This is a genomic window from Paenibacillus sp. J22FR5 (genome assembly GCF_059691975.1).
This window is the reverse complement of sequence record NZ_JCAUAN010000002.1, coordinates 278,174-295,169: the sequence shown is the minus strand read 5'-3', so window position 1 is coordinate 295,169 and position 16,996 is coordinate 278,174. Positions and strand designations below refer to the sequence as shown.

Annotated in this window: 14 protein-coding genes; 4 read left to right on the top strand and 10 right to left on the bottom strand. The window is 46.6% G+C overall.

What is annotated here, in order from left to right; genetic code table 11:
- Positions 1–2: 2 nt before the first annotated feature.
- From AC58P7_RS04685 to AC58P7_RS04655, 7 genes are all read right to left on the bottom strand, one after another.
- On the bottom strand, positions 3–614 hold the full coding sequence (locus AC58P7_RS04685) for a PilN domain-containing protein (RefSeq protein WP_497340324.1): 612 nt from the start codon (positions 612–614) through the stop codon (positions 3–5).
- 6 nt (positions 615–620) lie between these two features.
- On the bottom strand, positions 621–1,619 hold the full coding sequence (gene pilM, locus AC58P7_RS04680) for a type IV pilus biogenesis protein PilM (protein WP_497340322.1): 999 nt from the start codon (positions 1,617–1,619) through the stop codon (positions 621–623).
- A 70-nt stretch (positions 1,620–1,689) separates the two neighbouring features.
- Positions 1,690–2,328, bottom strand: coding sequence for a prepilin-type N-terminal cleavage/methylation domain-containing protein (locus AC58P7_RS04675; RefSeq protein WP_497340320.1), 639 nt, complete (start codon positions 2,326–2,328; stop codon positions 1,690–1,692).
- A gap of 35 nt (positions 2,329–2,363) precedes the next feature.
- Positions 2,364–3,575 (bottom strand): type II secretion system F family protein, encoded by a 1,212-nt coding sequence (locus AC58P7_RS04670; RefSeq protein ID WP_497340318.1) that lies wholly within the window; start codon positions 3,573–3,575, stop codon positions 2,364–2,366.
- Between the two features lie 42 nt (positions 3,576–3,617).
- A complete protein-coding gene (locus AC58P7_RS04665) occupies positions 3,618–5,348 on the bottom strand; it encodes a GspE/PulE family protein (protein WP_497340316.1) in 1,731 nt (576 codons plus the stop codon).
- Between the two features lie 57 nt (positions 5,349–5,405).
- Positions 5,406–6,392: a VanW family protein gene (locus AC58P7_RS04660; protein ID WP_497340314.1), complete on the bottom strand. Its 987-nt coding sequence runs from the start codon at positions 6,390–6,392 to the stop codon at positions 5,406–5,408.
- Between the two features lie 658 nt (positions 6,393–7,050).
- A complete protein-coding gene (locus AC58P7_RS04655) occupies positions 7,051–7,896 on the bottom strand; it encodes a helix-turn-helix transcriptional regulator (protein ID WP_497340312.1) in 846 nt (281 codons plus the stop codon).
- Positions 7,897–8,712: 816 nt separating this feature from the next.
- Here AC58P7_RS04655 and AC58P7_RS04650 point away from each other — a divergent pair.
- Positions 8,713–9,204, top strand: a complete 492-nt coding sequence (locus tag AC58P7_RS04650; RefSeq protein WP_497340310.1) for a cysteine dioxygenase — start codon at positions 8,713–8,715, stop codon at positions 9,202–9,204.
- A gap of 81 nt (positions 9,205–9,285) precedes the next feature.
- Here the strand turns inward: AC58P7_RS04650 and AC58P7_RS04645 are convergent, their stop codons facing one another.
- The 3 genes from AC58P7_RS04645 to AC58P7_RS04635 form a co-directional block, all read right to left on the bottom strand.
- On the bottom strand, positions 9,286–10,668 hold the full coding sequence (locus AC58P7_RS04645) for a glycine--tRNA ligase (RefSeq protein ID WP_497340308.1): 1,383 nt from the start codon (positions 10,666–10,668) through the stop codon (positions 9,286–9,288).
- A 346-nt stretch (positions 10,669–11,014) separates the two neighbouring features.
- Entirely contained in the window at positions 11,015–11,815 is an 801-nt protein-coding gene (locus tag AC58P7_RS04640) for a carbon-nitrogen family hydrolase (protein ID WP_497340306.1), read from the bottom strand.
- Positions 11,816–11,900: 85 nt separating this feature from the next.
- Positions 11,901–12,431 (bottom strand): DUF1572 family protein, encoded by a 531-nt coding sequence (locus tag AC58P7_RS04635; RefSeq protein ID WP_497340304.1) that lies wholly within the window; start codon positions 12,429–12,431, stop codon positions 11,901–11,903.
- Between the two features lie 155 nt (positions 12,432–12,586).
- Here AC58P7_RS04635 and AC58P7_RS04630 point away from each other — a divergent pair, with 155 nt between their 5' ends.
- The 3 genes from AC58P7_RS04630 (at position 12,587) to AC58P7_RS04620 (ending at position 16,992) form a co-directional block, all read left to right on the top strand.
- A complete protein-coding gene (locus AC58P7_RS04630; protein ID WP_497340302.1) occupies positions 12,587–13,786 on the top strand; it encodes a pyridoxal phosphate-dependent aminotransferase in 1,200 nt (399 codons plus the stop codon).
- 372 nt (positions 13,787–14,158) lie between these two features.
- Positions 14,159–15,259 carry a glutamate 5-kinase gene (gene proB / locus AC58P7_RS04625; RefSeq protein WP_497340300.1) on the top strand — a complete coding sequence of 367 codons (1,101 nt, stop codon included), beginning with the start codon at positions 14,159–14,161 and terminating at the stop codon, positions 15,257–15,259.
- 26 nt (positions 15,260–15,285) lie between these two features.
- Positions 15,286–16,992: a proline--tRNA ligase gene (locus AC58P7_RS04620; RefSeq protein ID WP_497340298.1), complete on the top strand. Its 1,707-nt coding sequence runs from the start codon at positions 15,286–15,288 to the stop codon at positions 16,990–16,992.
- Positions 16,993–16,996: the final 4 nt, after the last annotated feature.

Below are 16,996 nucleotides of genomic sequence, written 5' to 3'. Positions count from 1 at the left end.
GATCAACCTTTCTTGTTGGCATCAGACTTGTATTGAAGTTCGAAAGTCGCTTGAATGACGGGCAGTGGTGGATCTGTCACCACTGGTGCATTTTTATCCTCTGGCGCTGAGGCCACTTTGTTCATCCCGCTTGTAGAAAGTAATGTAAACGAGGTGGAAGCTTTCGTCGCCTGCATGAACGTGATGACATCTTCACTAGTTGCAAAGTTGCCCGTCACCTTAAGCTTATTACCGTCCCCAAAGGAGAGAGCGGTTAAATTCGATGTTAGAGGCATTAAGGCTGAGAGCTTATCTAGTACATCAGTAGCTAGTGGTTTGCTTGCAATCAATTGCTTCGGCAGCGCAACGAAATCGGCAACTGCCCCTGCTGTTGGGGAACTGGCAAGCTTCGATTGACCTTCCTTTATTTGAAGATTTACTTGCTCCAATGCAACATTCGTCTTTTTGATTTCAGACTTAGCGCTCATATACATCCAACCTATACCTCCAACCACCAACACAATCGCAGTCATGAAAACATAACGGAGAATAGGACTCGTTCCTGCTTGTTCTTCTTGCCGCATCTGCAGCAGGTTAATTTCGATGGACTGTAGCTTCTGTACGGCTGTGCTCATCGCACTCTAAGCCCCTTTCATCGCCAGCCCGACGGGAACCGCAAAGGCATGACAGGTTGTATCTTCATCTTTCAGAATGGCTTGTAATGGAAACGAAGTAATTTCACCAGTGAAGGCACTTTCAAGATGCTCTGGGAGCGCTGTAATCCAATCATGTGCCCCAACCAAATAAACAAGCTCAACATGCTTCTGATCTGTAGAAACGGTATATTGGAAATAATTGAGGACTCGGCCCAGCTCCATGGATAAGTTTCGACCATATGCAGCAAGCTGATCCGTTCCCGTGTCTAAAAAGAAACTCGTATTTATTTGAATGGAACGGAAAAATACAGGTATACCATCCACGAATATGCTGACATCCGCATGATCTGGCTCGACATGCAGCAGCATGAATCGATCCTTCATCGCGGAACTAGTTAACCGAGTATGACGTACCAACATGCGATGAAGGGCCAGCGGTGCCAAATCAACGGACACCGGTACCAAGCCTGATTGCTTGACGACGTGCGCATAGCTTTCAACTACCTCACCAGGCGTTGCAAAAATAAGAACTTCCTCTTGTGCTGAAGTTTTAGAGGATTTCGGCCCACCTTCCGTTGAGGCAGCGGCCTCATCTTTCGGTGCCCCTAGTCTGACAAAGTCAAAAACGGGATTCTTGAATGGAAGCTGTTGCCCCCCATGCAATTCAACGTCAATCATGTTGCGTAATGCTTTATCTTTTAAGGCCGAAAAGACCGATTTACGCAGCACCACATTAGATAGCGGTACCGTTACATTGATGTGTGCACCTTGCAGCCCGATTTGCTTCACTAAGGTTGAGATGCGACCAATGACCGAGTCCTCGTCCACGAATTTTCCGTGTTTAATACTGCCTCTATCCAGCGCAATCGAGTGCCGCTGTGTCAGGGTAACCTGCCCATTCACGTTCATAATTTCAACTAGCTTCGCTTCTGTATCCGAAATTTGCATGCCGTATGTGTACTTGCTTGTTTTCTTAGCGAACATTGCGGTAACCCCTCTCGGTTATGCATGACTGGAAATGGGCGCGCCGCCCGAAGACGGCGCGCTTGCTTGTTTACTCTTGAACGTCTGCTGCAGTTGTACCGAATTTCAATGCATCAATACCGGCTTCAGCGATATTTGTGATGTGAGTAACGGCTCCACCTTTTTTAACAAGTGTGATGCTGTACGTATAGTTACCTGTAGTTGCATCTTGTGTTACGACAACCTTTGAAGCAGTTTCATCGTAAGCATTCGGTTTATCAGATGGGTTTTTTGGAATAGTTTCTAAAAATCCGCCTTTAAATAATTGATCCAGGGACCAGCCAGCAGCTACTGTTGCTTCAGCAGGACTTAAGCCTTGTCCTGTAATCATTAATCGCGTTGCATCAACGACCATATGCGCATTTGATTTATGAGCACTTACTCGTGTATTTTTAATAATTCCGCCAACGGAAGGAATCGCAATTGCCGCAATAATGGCGATAATGACGATAACGGCTAGTAACTCAATCAAAGTCAAACCTTTTTGGTTTTTGTTCAACTCTTTCAAAGAAAATTTCGAAAATTTCGGTAAACGGAAACTCATCTTTTGGTTGTTGTTAATAGTCAATTCGTTCATTGCATTCCCACCTCTAGGTTTATTTTGGTTATGTACCTGATCTTGCCAATCTGCTCTTACGTTATGTTGTATTGCAGTTAAAACCGGCGACACGTGTCTATATCACCTCCCTTCATGCTAGTCTGCATTTAGTTCAAGAAATTATCGTACATTTTGAACATCGGACTCATGATCGCTGCTACAATCACACCAACAATGCTGGAAACAAACAGCAACATGAGAGGTTCAATCACCGCCTTTAATCGATCTACACTTTGATCTACATCGGCTTCAAAAAAATCCGCAATCTTCGAGAGCATATTATCGACTTGCCCGGTTTCCTCACCGATGATAAGCATTTGTACAACCATCTTCGGGAAAATACCACTTTTCTGGATCGGTTCGGAGAGCATCTTACCTTGCTGCAAACTGTCTTTCGCCTCTCTCAGCACCTTCGATATAACACGATTGCCAACGACCTTCTCAGTCACATCCAGCGCCTGCAGCACAGGCACCGCACTGACGAACAGCGAGGACATTGTACGCGCCATACGGGCGACAGCCGCTTTTTTGAGAATGATACCAAAAACAGGAATCTTAAACTTGATGGTATCGATCCAGAACTTCCCTTCCTCCCCGGCAGCAAAACTCCGATATAAGAGAATAACGCCGAGCAGTCCAGCCAAGAACATCCACCAATAATGAACGATGGCATCACTAGAACTCATCACAAAACGCGTAATCAGCGGTAATTGTGAACCCTGCTCAAGAAACATATCTGCGAAGGTTGGCACAATTTTCAGGAGAAGGAAAATGACGACGCCGATTGCGATTACCAAGACAACGATTGGATACGTCATGGCTGATTTCACCTTTTGAACCGTTTTGTGCTCCTTCTCGTAATGGTCAGCCATTCGTTCAAGAACTTCATCCAAATTACCGCCAGTTTCACCCGAAGCCATCATATTGACGAACATATCGGGAAATACTTTCGGATGCTCACCCATTCCTTTGGATAAGGGGTGCCCACTACGAATTTGCTCCGAAATATCGCCTAAGGCGGCTTTCAAATATTTCGAAGTGGATTGATCTTCCAGGATCGAAACTGCTTGATCAATTTGAATCCCTGCTCGGATCAAGGTGGCGAATTGACGACAGAAGATTACGAAGTCTTCCAACTTCACCGCCCGTCCAATATGGACCTCCAGATCCATCGTGGTTGCCCTTTTCTCCTGAATGCTGCGGATGGTGATTCCACGCCCTCGCAACTCCGTAATGGCCAGCTGCTTATTCTGGGCTTTCACCATTCCTTTCACCTTCTTGCCGCTTTCGTTGACCGCTTCATACGTAAAGTTCGCCAAGTTATTGTTCACCCCCATTCACGGCTTACTTTATTACTGCTATTATTCGTCCGCTACAGCTTTCAACACTTCTTCGATTGTTGTGTGGCCTTGGCGAATCTTGAGCAAACCATCATAGAGCATATTCTTAAAGCCATGCTTAACCAAATGCTGCTCCAGCTCACTAACCGGGCGATTCTGCACGATTAGACTGCGCAGCGGTTCATCAACAACGAGCAGCTCATGAACGGCAATACGTCCTCTATAACCTGTTTTGTTACATGTACCGCAGCCTTTACCTCTTGTAACCATTAAAGGTTTTTCTGTCGCCCTCGGAGATGTCATCGGAACTACAACGCCTGTTCCTGTACCAGCCAGTTGTTGCTCATTGCCATTCAGCAGCCCATGCGTTTCCAGCAGCTTAATTTCATCTTCTCTCGCCGGTACCTGCGCTGCGCATTCCCGACATACACGTCGGACTAAACGCTGTGCGACGATACAAGAAAGCGAAGAAGCAATTAAATAGGAATCGATCCCCATATCGACAAGTCGGCTAATTGTACTTACCGCACTATTCGTATGGATTGTACTTAGTACCAAGTGCCCCGTGAGGGAAGCACGTACCGCAATTTCTGCCGTTTCCGCATCCCGAACCTCCCCGACCATGACAATGTTTGGATCCTGTCGAAGGATAGACCGCAAGCCTGATGCAAAGGTCAGACCAATTTGCGAGTTCACCTGTACTTGTGTCACACCGTTCATCCGATACTCAACTGGATCCTCAACCGTGATGATTTTGACATCGTCTCCGTTTAATTGTCCGAGTGCTGAGTATAGGGTTGACGTTTTCCCGCTTCCCGTAGGTCCTGAGATCAACATAATCCCATTTGGTTTCTGAATCATTTTGTCGAATTTCACCAGATTAGCTTCGCTAAGTCCTAATTCGGCAATTTTTTTAACACCCGCTGATTGGTCCAAAATCCGGAGTACGATACTTTCGCCATGCACCGTCGGTAAGGTTGACACCCGAATATCAATTCTTCGGTTATCCACTTGCATCTGGATTCGACCATCCTGCGGCAGCCTGCGTTCCGCAATGTTCAACTTCGAAATAATTTTCAATCTTGCGGTCAGCACGCCTTGCATATGTTTCGGCAGCGCTTTCTCCGTACGCAGCACACCATCAATTCTGTACTTCACGATCAGTTGTTTCTCTTGAGGATCAACATGAATGTCGGACGCCCTCTGCTGCACGGCGGATTGAATGATTTGATTGACCAGCTTTACAATCGGCGAGCCTTGATCGTTGGCCTCCGACTCTTCGTCTTTGATCTCGATTTTATCTAAGTCGACCATCAGCTCATCGACGGATTCTTTCATACCGTAGTTTTTCGTGATCGCCTGCTCGACTTCCGAGCGTATCGCAATCACAGGCTGCACACTCATATTCGTCGCCATACGAATTTCTTCAATGGCACCATAGTTTAGCGGATCAACCATCGCTACCTTAATTTTGCCATTCTTTCGTTCGATTGGAATGACGCAGTGCTTGCGAGCAAGCGATTCTGGAATTAATTGAACCGTTTGCATATCGAGATGCGTCTCAAACATGTTGACGACTGGAAAGCCTAGCTGAAACTCTAGAACTTCGACCAGTTGTCTTTCCGTGATCAATCCTTTATCAATGAGAATCTCACCGATTTTCTTTCGGGTGTGCACTTGCTGCTTCAGCCCTTCTTCGAGCTGATCCTCCGTGATGAGTCCGTTCATGACAAATAGTTCACCTATGCGCATTGGGGGGTCCTCCCTTCTGTTGATAGAGTACGTAACGGATCTGTGCAACCTACTGACTTACGGCGCTTTGAGCTCTTCCGCTGTCGGCGCCTTCGCAATAACAACGGGATGTGGTGCGTAGAAATCTTTATATATCAGCTGGTTCTTGCCATCATTCTTCTCATCAGCAAACACCTTGACCAGAAGTCCTGATTGACCTTCACTCCGTTTAGCATCACCTTGACCCGTCAGCGTAAAATCCGTAAGAACCATGCTTTCTGGTGCGAATACTTCTTTACTAATCGTAATTTTCGGAGCTTTCCAATCCGCCTTTGGTTTCCCATTGAGTGTAACGACTGGTGTTTCTCCGTTGTAAATCACGCCTACTGTAACGGGAACGCCTAGCGAATTATAGAAAGTTAAATCTTTCTGTTCAGTTTGAAAATCAACATCAAATCCTGCTGCTGCATAGGTTGGATTATCCGGATGAGCATAACGCTCACCAACTTGCATCCCTGTACGCAGTGCGGCTTCATACAATAACGATGCCACATGTGACAGCTCATCGGCCTTCTTCTCAGGCACCTTGCCCTTGCTCACCTCGGTTAACCACGCTTGAAAGGAAAATAACTTCCCCGCATCAAGCTTAATCAAACCAGCCAGCTCCAACCACGCTTTCTCATTCGCATTCACGGTTACAATACTTTGTGCTTGCGAGAGGAGCTGCAATCCTGCTGTAGAAGTCTTGTCTGTCGCTACCGCTGCAGGCGTGCTTAATGGCGTGCTTGCAGGTGTAGCTGTCGGTGTTGCAGTTGCTGTTACTCCAGCAGTTGGTGTTGGAATTACTGTTGGCTGAGGTGTATCCAATCCAGCCGCTTGTGCTATTCCTTTCGTTGAAACATTGTCCGTTGTTTTCCAGAACATAAGACTTTCCAATTTGTGCTCGGAATTCCACTCGATGAACCCTGCCGCCGATAATCCATATACACTTCCAGAACCGACGACGCCTAGAAGAAGAATCCATTTAATAGGCTGCAGGATCAAGGCCTTTCTTCTTTGTCTCATAGCCTACCGTCCCTCAAAGCTCGACATTTTCCCTCCCGTTTCGGTGGGATGCCTCAAATATAGACGGTAAATTCTGTAGAGCAAATCATACATATTTATTAATTCGAATGACCTAATGCATTTACTATAATTCTTAAGCCACGCTAGTTGTTAAAACGCCATTTTATAGGGATTTCAAGCTATTTGTACGCATAGTCAGGGGTCTGAAGTCAGGACAAGAATCAGGAAGTCGTGCTAACGAATCTGCCCTAAGTAGTTCTTTCGGAGCGTATGCAAACGGAAGTGATGATAAGCCTTGTATATACCACTTGCATATATAGGCGATGGAACGTGTTATTTCCTCATTTTCTTCAAAAAATGGGTCTTCCGCGTATGCTGCTCGACAAAAATTGCATGGTTTAGACCAACGAAATGTCACCGCTTCTGCCTCATCTAGACGAAATCCCGATCATACTCGGGCTTATTCTGACTGTTCAACTAGCTTGATAAGAGCCGATCATACAAAAAAGCTCCCATCCCCACTAACACAGTGTGAGATAGAAGCTTTTTCCTTACAAAATTGAACTTTTTCTTAACTCGATTCGTCCTTATGTATATAGCAAGTGTATGTACTGCTTGATTCCATGTAATGCATATGTATAGCTACTGGTTCGTATGTCTATATCGCGCCAAGAACACTTAAAATCAATGAAGCTTTGGAATTCACCTTCAGCTTGCGATTGATCTTCGTTACATAAACGCGTACAGTGTTCTCACTAATGCCCAAAACCTTGCCAATTTGCTTATAATCGTAATCCAGTAGCCAATACGTCGCGACTTCTTTCTCACGCAGCGTCAGTTTGAAAGCTTTCAATCTCTCCTCCAGCATTTCCTCCACGAACCATGTTTTACTTTGCAGCTCCGTCTTCCGTAACTCGTACTCTAAGAGAAGAGCAATCGATTTAATGCATGGATACATGAAAGGAGCCGATATGTGCTGAAATGCTGTCAAAACTAAGTAGCCTATACTTTGATTATCAGCCGTATGGATCGGTACGCACATGGTCACCCAATTGTGCATCGTATCCAAATAGTGATCTTCACCGCTGATCCACACCGGTCGCCCAAGATCAATCGCCGCCGATACGGCATTCGTCCCTGCACTAGAGAGCGATAAGGAAGATCCAATACCAATATTATTTAGATTTGCAGCTTGCAGAATCGATCGTTCATCCCCGTTAATTGTTAAAATGACCCCATGATTATCCGTAACCATCAACAAATTAGGAAAATAGAAGGTGTTCGTCTTCAGGTGCGCTTGCCGAAGGATGACATCCATGAGTACTTGGTTTTTAGCTAGCAGTCGTTCCATCATCTTGCCTTGCACACGAAACCTCACGCGCGTCGAATCTCTTTGAACGCCATTAAGAAATGATTTCTCGTGTAACTTGGCAATCTCCGCTTGTGAGATGCCGATTCTCTCTGTGAATTCATGCATTTGCGTCTCTTCAGCTAATCCTGTCATCAATCCCACTCCCTTTCCCTATGTAGCTTTGAAATGAATTGGCATTTATGCTCTGAGTCAAATAGAAAACGATGTCGCATGCGGTTGTTTCGATCATCACCTTTACAAAATTATGGTTATTTCGCGCATGTGACACTAACTATAAGGCTCAAATCAAATGCTTGAAATAGTGCAAAGGTAGTAATTCTAAGAAGATAGTATACTTGTACTACAAAAAGACAGCGTTTGCATGAAAATCACCGTGACTAAGGATTTCTGGCACGTGCCATTCGTAGGATAAAACGTGATCACATGTCCCAACTTAGGAACGATCTAAGAAAATCGTCTCATATGTTTACGTTTCGGTTACAATAATGAAAGCTAATCTCACATGATTATTCACTATTAATTCCAATTAAAGATTCCATTAGGAAAAGAGGACAGGTAAAATGGAAAAAACTACATCGCATGGTCGCTTTGGTGACAGGCGCTAGTCGGTAGAGCTGTCGTCGCTCTAACCTTAGATTCACAAGTAAGCCAAAAAGCCGGACAACTACTCGAGGTTGGTACGCTTGCAGCGGAATATGGCTTCACTGACATTGATGGCAGACGAATACCGCCATTTCGAGATTAACTTGTTCGTGAATCGACTCTTTCAACTCATACCGCTAGAGTAGGAACAAATCCAAATCCCCGTCCGCAGACTGATTCCCACTTAAAAAGTGTTGCAATTCCCCCTAACATTTTGAAACTCAGAGGCATATTATATAAAAAAATCTTATCCTTTCCCAAATTAATTTTGATAAAGAGATAAGAATGCCTTGGAGGCGGAAGCCGATGACGCTCATCAAAGCAATTGAACAGACGTTCTGTAAGTTGCAAAGCCCAACACTAGATCAATTGAAAGAGGCTCTTCAATCGATAGAGCGAAACCTGGTCTTCGTCCCTGATTTTAAAACCGAGCCTAAACAGCTGCCATATGGTAGAAATGTCGTGTATAACACACCCGATCTGGAAGTTATCGTCATTCACATCCCAGCTTCCTGTGCGACAGCTATCCATAACCACGGCTTGTCCATTGGCGCAGCATGCTTAATCACAGGAGCCTTAGTGAATTCAACCTTCAACTTAGATGCTAATGGATATCCAGTTGCTCAGAAAGACGACTTTATTCAAGCTGGCGAATATTTCACGGCACCTGTAGAGCAAATTCACCAACTTAGCAATCCCTTTCATGAGCCAGCCATTTCCATCCATGTATATACACCGCCGCTACGTGAAGTTAGACGCTATTTACCTTACAGTGAAGTCTTAGACTATGTTATCTAGAGAAAAACCCCTTGTAGGCTTGCGTCTTTCGACGTGCTTACAAGGGGTTTGCTATTTGCTATTTAAACTATACATCTCCAATTAGAATAGAAGAGAATTCTCGATAAAGGCTTTCAATTCGGAAATCGGCATACGTGTTTGTTCCATCGTATCACGATCACGTACCGTCACTTGACCATCCGTCTCGGATTCGAAATCGTATGTGATACAGAACGGCGTACCGATCTCATCATGACGACGGTAACGTTTACCAATCGAACCTGTATCATCGTAATCCACCATGAAATGCTTCGCAAGATCTGCGAATACAGCTTGCGCACCTTCGCTCAATTTCTTGGAAAGCGGGAAAATCGCTGCTTTCATTGGTGCTAATGCTGGGTGGAAATGAAGCACTGTACGGCTGTCGTCACCTTCGAGCTTTTGCTCTTCGAACGCATCAATCAGAAGCGCCAGAGTTACACGGTCAGCTCCAAGTGAAGGCTCGATACAATAAGGAACATAGCGCTCATTCGTTTCTTGATCGATGTAGTTGAAATCTTCGCCAGAATGCGTCATATGCTGCTTCAAATCGTAATCCGTACGATCCGCGATGCCCCAAAGCTCGCCCCAACCAAACGGGAATTTGTACTCGATATCTGTTGTCGCATTGCTATAATGGGACAACTCATCTTCATTATGATCACGAAGGCGAAGGTTATCCGCTTTGGCACCAAGGGAAAGCAACCAATTGTGGCAGAAGCTTCTCCAGTACTCGAACCATTTCAAATCTTCACCTGGCTTGCAGAAGAACTCAAGTTCCATTTGTTCGAATTCCCGTGTACGGAACGTAAAGTTACCTGGCGTGATTTCGTTACGGAAGCTTTTTCCGATTTGACCGATACCAAATGGCAGCTTTTTACGCATCGTGCGTTGCGCGTTTTTGAAGTTAACGAAGATTCCTTGCGCTGTTTCAGGACGTAGGTAAACAACGTTTGAGCTTGCTTCTGTTACGCCTTGGAACGTTTTGAACATCAAGTTAAACTGACGAATATCTGTGAAATCTTTGCTTCCGCAATCTGGACACACAATGTTGTGCTCCACGATCAGCTTCATCATATCATCAAATGTCATACCATCAACGATGATTTCGATATCTTTCTCAGCCAGCTTGTTTTCGATCAATTTATCCGCACGGTGACGAGCTTTACAGCTTTTGCAATCGATCATTGGATCGTTGAAGTTCCCGACGTGACCGGATGCCACCCATGCTTGCGGGTTCATCAAGATTGCCGCGTCTAACCCTACGTTATATGGGGATTCTTGAATAAATTTTTTCCACCATGCACGTTTAATGTTGTTCTTCAATTCAACACCAAGCGGGCCGTAATCCCACGTATTTGCCAAACCGCCATAAATTTCAGAACCTGGGAAAACAAATCCTCTGTGCTTCGCTAATGCGACAACTTGCTCCATTGTTACACTCATTGTTCAATCGCTCCTTAAGCTTCTAGTTAGTGGGACTTCGCCCGATGACGACCGTTTGGACATGAGCAGACATCAAAAAAGCTCAACATCCAAAGGCATCAAATAATGCCTAGGGACGAGAGCTTGAGCACCCGCGGTTCCACCCTAGTTGATACATCTGAAAAAGCATGCATCCCCTTTATCGTATTGGCTCCGGATAGCCGTTTCCTTGAGCTTCATGCTGGGCTTACACCATTCCCCAACTCGCTGAATATGAAGTAATTCAAGTACTATTCATCCTTCACAGCCACAATTGATCATTCAATTGGTTTTAGTTTACAGAATATCGTTACAAAAATCAACTTCCCTAATACAAATGGGGCCGACGATCTTCAAAAACGGGTATTTTACCACGTACACGGACAACTTCTTCTAAATCAATCGTCGTTCGTAGAATCGCTTCGCTCTCATCACCTTCGACCACGATCTCGCCCCAAGGGTCGATGACCATCGAATGACCGAAGAAATCCGTCGTACCGCTCGTCCCTACACGATTACAGGAGACCACATACATTTGGTTCTCAATGGCACGTGCCGTAAGCAGTGTACGCCAATGATGCAAGCGTGGATGCGGCCATTCCGCAGGTACGAATAGAATTCGCGCGCCCTCCAGCGCCAATTTGCGGGAAAGCTCGGGGAAACGGATATCGTAGCAGATCATCGCACCAGCAGGTACGCCTTCGAGTTCAAACAACCCAAGTTGATCCCCGCTGTGCAGGAATTTCTCTTCATCCATAAGGCGGAACAAATGGATTTTGGAATACTCCGCAATCTCGCGACCTTCGCGATCCCACGCATAAATCGTGTTGAGCACACGATCTTCTTTTTTATCAGCTATCGAGCCGCCAATAATATTCACGCTATGTGTACGAGCAAAGCTGCTCAAAAACGCCTTCGTTCTCTCCCCATTCACATCAGCAAGTTGATGAATTTCATTTAGGGCATAGCCCGTATTCCACATTTCAGGAAAAATAAGCACATCTGGCTTCTGAGCCGCATTCACTGCTTCGAGGAGCAGTTTCTCTAAGTGTGCAAAATTCGCATCGGGATCACCAATGGTAATATCCATTTGAATGAGAGCAAGATTAAGTAGTTGTGATTGAGACATTCTGAAGACTCCTTCCGGCTAAAAGAAAATGCTTTTATGTGTACATATTAGTCGAAATGATCGCCTAACTCAACAAGAACTCTCACTAAATCGTAGGTTTGAAGAGTTTGGACTGACCTCTAGCAATACTGAGCGTTTGCCATTCCTGAGACGACCAATGCTTACAGAGCAATACTATTTGTCCGACATGGTACCCGTAATGGGATACTTGACGTTGAATGGCTTGCAGCACAGTGTGTCTCTCACCACGAATACGCACATGCGACAGCACATCCGCAGATGTCAAGGATTGAAGCGTTGTCAATAGCACTTGCCAGCCTTCTTCCCAAAGGGCGATCAAATCTTCACGGGAAATGCTGTCCCCCGCAAATTCGCCATCGCGATCTCGCGTCTCTTTTTCCCCATCTGAGGTTAAAAAGTCAGTCCAACGGGACAACATATTCCCATGCATGTGCTTGATAAGTACCTCTAGCGAATTCGACTCTTCATCTATAGTCTGATAAAAAGAAGAATCCTCTGTTTGGGCAAAAGCTTTGTCTGCCAACTTCTTCATACTCTGAAAAGCCCGAATCGATTCCTGCAGAAAAACGTCAGCCACTTGGGTGTTATCCGTCATCCTCAATCATCTCCTTAGTCCTTGGTTGCCTTCATTGTATGTCATGACCAAAATGAAGTACAATCGAATATCTTCATCGACTATGAAAAAAAGTTTAATCATGTTACATTTAGGGTATATATTAAAATCCCGACCTCCGGAGTGTGAATTAAACCGTGACAAACGTATCTTCAACATCCTCTCGTTTTACCATACAACCTGCTGAACGAATGAAAGGTCTACCAACCCAGTTCTTCGCTACGCTCGTTAGTAAAGCTAATGCACAAATCGCCGCTGGGCACGACGTCATTAATTTGGGACAAGGAAATCCAGACCGCCCAACGCCTCCACATATTGTGACATCCATTCAAGAAGCTTCGGCGAATCCGTTGTATCACAAATATCCGCCTTTCAGCGGTTTCCCATTCTTGAAGCAGGCTATCGCACAGCGTTATAAGGAAGATCATCATGTTGATCTGGATCCTGATACGGAAGTCGCGATCCTTTTCGGCGGTAAAACTGGCTTAATCGAGATTGCCCAATGCCTATTGAATCCAGGCGATGTCTGCCTTGTTCCAGACCCTGGCTATCCGGATTATTGGTCTGGTGTTGCTCTAGCAGGAGCTGAGATGGCATTCATGCCGCTTCGCGAAGAAAATAATTTCTTGCCTGACTATTCGCGACTGAAACAATCTGACCTCGACCGCGCGAAGTTGATGTTCATCAATTACCCGAACAACCCGACAGGTGCGACGGCTCCCGCTTCTTTCTATGAAGAAACCGTTGCATTCGCTGAACGGAATGGTGTCGTTGTTGCGAGTGATTTCGCTTATGGCGCAATCGGTTTTGATGGTCAGAAGCCAATCTCCTTCTTACAAACACCAGGTGCGAAAGAAGTAGGTATCGAGTTCTATACGCTTTCCAAAACCTACAACATGGCCGGCTGGCGTGTAGGCTTTGCCCTTGGTAACAAAGAAGTCATTCGCCTTATCAACTTGATGCAGGATCACTATTACTGCTCATTGTTCGGCGGTATTCAAGTAGCGGCTGCCACAGCATTGACAGCTTCCCAAGACTGTGTGACAGAGCTTCGCGATGTATACGAAAGCCGTCGCAATGCGCTGTATACGGCACTTGCAGGCATTGGCTGGAACGCAAAGCCATCGCAAGGTTCATTCTTCTCGTGGCTCCCTGTACCGAAAGGTCACTCGTCACAAAGCCTTGCCGATTTACTTTTGGAAGAAGCCAAAGTCGTGGTTGCACCAGGTGTTGGCTTCGGAACGCATGGTGAAGGCTACGTCCGACTAGGCCTCTTATCTTCGGAGGAACGATTGGCTGAGGCTGTGCAACGGATTGGGAAGTTGAATCTGTTTTAGTTAATACCATATGAGACCTAGCCTTTTGCTCCTTTACAAAGTCTCGCGTACCATGCTATTCTAGATAGAATTAAAATTCCAAACAGCAACGTTATGATGGGAATAGTACGAATCGTGCCGCACGTAACCAGGGAGTAAGCTCCATTGACTGAGAGAGCTTGCCGTGAACCGAATCCGAACCCGCCCCTGAACCGTCAACGATGAGTTGAACAGTGCCCTACTGTTATGCAGGGATCTAGAGTTGAGTGCATGTCGCCATCGGTATGTGCTAATCTAAGGTGGTACCGCGGAAGCAACAGACTTTCGTCCTTATGTTATAAGGACGGGAGTCTTTTTTGTTTATACATAGCAAACCAAAGGATGGGATTAGTTATGACTCAGCGAATCGTCGTCAAAATCGGCAGCTCCTCGTTAACTTCAGATACGGGCGGCCTCAATCCGGATAAAATACGTTTTTTCGCGTCGGAGCTGGCGCAGTTGCAGCGGGACGGCAACCAAGTGCTGCTCGTGACCTCAGGCGCAGTAGCCGCAGGCTTCACGTCCCTTGGCTACCGCACACGGCCCAAGGTGCTGCACGAAAAGCAGGCCGCAGCAGCCGTCGGCCAAGCGCTCTTAATGCAGGCGTACCATGAAGCCTTTGCATCCCACGGCGTGAGCGTGGCGCAAATTCTGCTGACCCGGTACGACTTCTCGAACCGCAAGCGCGTGCAGAACGCGATGATGACAATTGACGAGCTGCTGCAGCGCGGCGTCGTCCCGATTATTAACGAGAATGACACCGTCTCGGTCGATGAACTGAAATTTGGCGACAATGACACGTTGTCGGCACTCGTAGGCAATTTGGTCAAGGCGAACAAATTGATCATCATTACAGATATGGACGGCCTGTACACGGACGATCCCCGCAAAAACGCGAACGCTCAGCGGATCGATCGCGTAGACGCCATCAGCGATGAGCTGTTCAGCTTCGCTGGAGGCTCTGGGAGCGCGGTCGGCACCGGCGGCATGCGCTCCAAGGTCGAGGCCGCCCGCATCGCGATGCGGGGGGGCGTGCCGGTCTTTATCGGGCGCGTGTTGGAGCCCGATGATCTGAACCTTGCCGTGAACGGCACCGGCAAGGGAACGTACTTTGACACGGCGCTGAACAATCTGCCGGTCAAGAAGCAGTGGGTCGGCTTCCACTCGCTGCCCCAAGGGCAAATCATCGTTGATCAAGGGGCCAAGGCGGCCCTGATCAACGGCGGCAAGAGCCTGCTTCCCGCTGGCATCACAGCAGCGGTTGGTGACTTCCACCCCGGCGACGTCGTCGAGGTGATATGCAGTGAAGGCACGCTGCTTGGCCGCGGCGTCGTCAATTATGCGGCTTGGCAAGTGCAAGCCGCGGCAGGCCTTTCGACCGATGAAGTCCAGAAACGTGTCGAAGTGTCACGCATCGAAGTCATCCACCGTGATGAATGGGTGCCTTTGACTTAAACTTAGAAAGCGAGGATCTCCCAACGATGAGACAACAACGATTACTCAATCCTACCTTACGAGATGTACCGGGAGATGCAGAAGCTGCTAGTCACAGACTCATGCTGCGTGCTGGATTAATTCGTCAGCTCTCCAGCGGTATTTATTCCTACTTACCCATGGGTCTTAAAGCCCTCCAACATATCCAATCGATTGTACGGGAAGAAATGGATCGAGCAGGCGCGCAAGAAATGCTCATGCCCGCTCTCCATCCTGCCGAATTATGGAAAGCCTCTGGCCGCTGGGATGTCTATGGTCCCGAATTGATGAGACTGGAAGACCGAAATGGCCGTGAATTCGCGCTTGGCGCCACACATGAGGAAGTTATTACGACGTTAGTCAAAGATGAAATTCATTCTTATAAGAAACTACCTGTGACGTTATATCAAATTCAAACGAAATATCGCGATGAGCGCAGACCACGTTTCGGCCTGTTACGCGGACGAGAGTTTCTAATGAAGGATGCCTACTCCTTCGATCGCTCGGCGAGCGGTCTCGATGCCAGCTATCAAGCGATGTTCGATGCGTATGTCAACATTTTCACACGCTGCGGTTTGCAATTCCGTGCCGTTGAAGCTGATTCAGGCGCGATTGGCGGAACGGATACGCACGAATTCATGGCTTTGGCGGAGGTTGGCGAGGATACAATTGTTCATTGTCCCTCCTGTCAGTATGCGGCCAACTTGGAGAAAGCGGCTGGAAATATCTCTAATGTCTCGGCATCATCATCTAGCGATATTCCTAGCTCACTTCCAACGAGAGTTCATACGCCAAGCATCACAAGTATTAAGCAATTGAGTCAATTCCTGAGCATTGAACCACAACAAATCATCAAATCCATCGCGGTTCAAGCGGACGGCTCGCCAGTGATTGTACTTGTACGAGGCGATCTCGAAATCAATGAAATCAAGCTTAAGCACGTTCTTGGTGTTCAAGAAATCACGATGCTTTCGGAAGCTGAAATCTCTGCGCTAGGTTCGATAGCCGGATTTATTGGACCGATTGGTCTTACAACCGTCAAACTGATCGCAGACACGTCAATTCAAGGCTTGACGAACGCTGTCGTTGGCGCCAACGAAGCCGATTACCATCTTCAGCACGTAGACGTTCAACGTGATTTAGGTGAACTAACCTACGCAGATGTACGCAATGTCGGTCATGGCGAAAGCTGTATCCACTGCGGCCATGAGCTCGCTTTTGCCAAAGGTATCGAAGTCGGGCACGTTTTTAAGCTCGGCACCAAATATAGTGAATCGCTTGGTGCTACCTTCAGCGACGAAAACGGGCTTTCCGCGCCTATGATTATGGGCTGCTATGGTATCGGCGTATCGCGCGTCTTGGCGGCTGTCATTGAGCAGCATCAGGATGAGAAGGGAATTATTTGGCCAAACGCAATCGCCCCCTATTCGATTCATCTTTTAACCGTTCAAGTTGCTGATGAAGCCCAAATAGCCTTATCTGAAGAGATTTATCAAACCTTAACTCGTGCTGGTTACTCCGTCCTCTGGGATGATCGGGAGGAACGCCCTGGCGTGAAATTTAATGATGCCGATTTACTTGGCTTCCCATTGCGACTGACCGTTGGTAAGAAAACAAGCGAACGCATCGTCGAATGTAAAGAACGGCGTAACGGCACTGTCTTTAAACTTAGCGTGGATCAATTATTATCGCATTGCCAAACCTTTTTCAACTAGGAGG

Excerpts from the sequence above, each read along its gene's own strand:
- AC58P7_RS04685 (WP_497340324.1), bottom strand. The coding sequence starts at position 614 with ATGAGCACAGCCGTACAGAAGCTACAGTCCATCGAAATTAACCTGCTG.
- pilM (WP_497340322.1), bottom strand. The coding sequence starts at position 1,619 with ATGTTCGCTAAGAAAACAAGCAAGTACACATACGGCATGCAAATTTCG.
- AC58P7_RS04665 (WP_497340316.1), bottom strand. The coding sequence starts at position 5,348 with ATGCGCATAGGTGAACTATTTGTCATGAACGGACTCATCACGGAGGAT.
- AC58P7_RS04660 (WP_497340314.1), bottom strand. The coding sequence starts at position 6,392 with ATGAGACAAAGAAGAAAGGCCTTGATCCTGCAGCCTATTAAATGGATT.
- AC58P7_RS04655 (WP_497340312.1), bottom strand. The coding sequence starts at position 7,896 with ATGACAGGATTAGCTGAAGAGACGCAAATGCATGAATTCACAGAGAGA.
- AC58P7_RS04650 (WP_497340310.1), top strand. The coding sequence starts at position 8,713 with ATGACGCTCATCAAAGCAATTGAACAGACGTTCTGTAAGTTGCAAAGC.
- AC58P7_RS04645 (WP_497340308.1), bottom strand. The coding sequence starts at position 10,668 with ATGAGTGTAACAATGGAGCAAGTTGTCGCATTAGCGAAGCACAGAGGA.
- AC58P7_RS04640 (WP_497340306.1), bottom strand. The coding sequence starts at position 11,815 with ATGTCTCAATCACAACTACTTAATCTTGCTCTCATTCAAATGGATATT.
- AC58P7_RS04635 (WP_497340304.1), bottom strand. The coding sequence starts at position 12,431 with ATGACGGATAACACCCAAGTGGCTGACGTTTTTCTGCAGGAATCGATT.
- proB (WP_497340300.1), top strand. The coding sequence starts at position 14,159 with ATGACTCAGCGAATCGTCGTCAAAATCGGCAGCTCCTCGTTAACTTCA.
- AC58P7_RS04620 (WP_497340298.1), top strand. The coding sequence starts at position 15,286 with ATGAGACAACAACGATTACTCAATCCTACCTTACGAGATGTACCGGGA.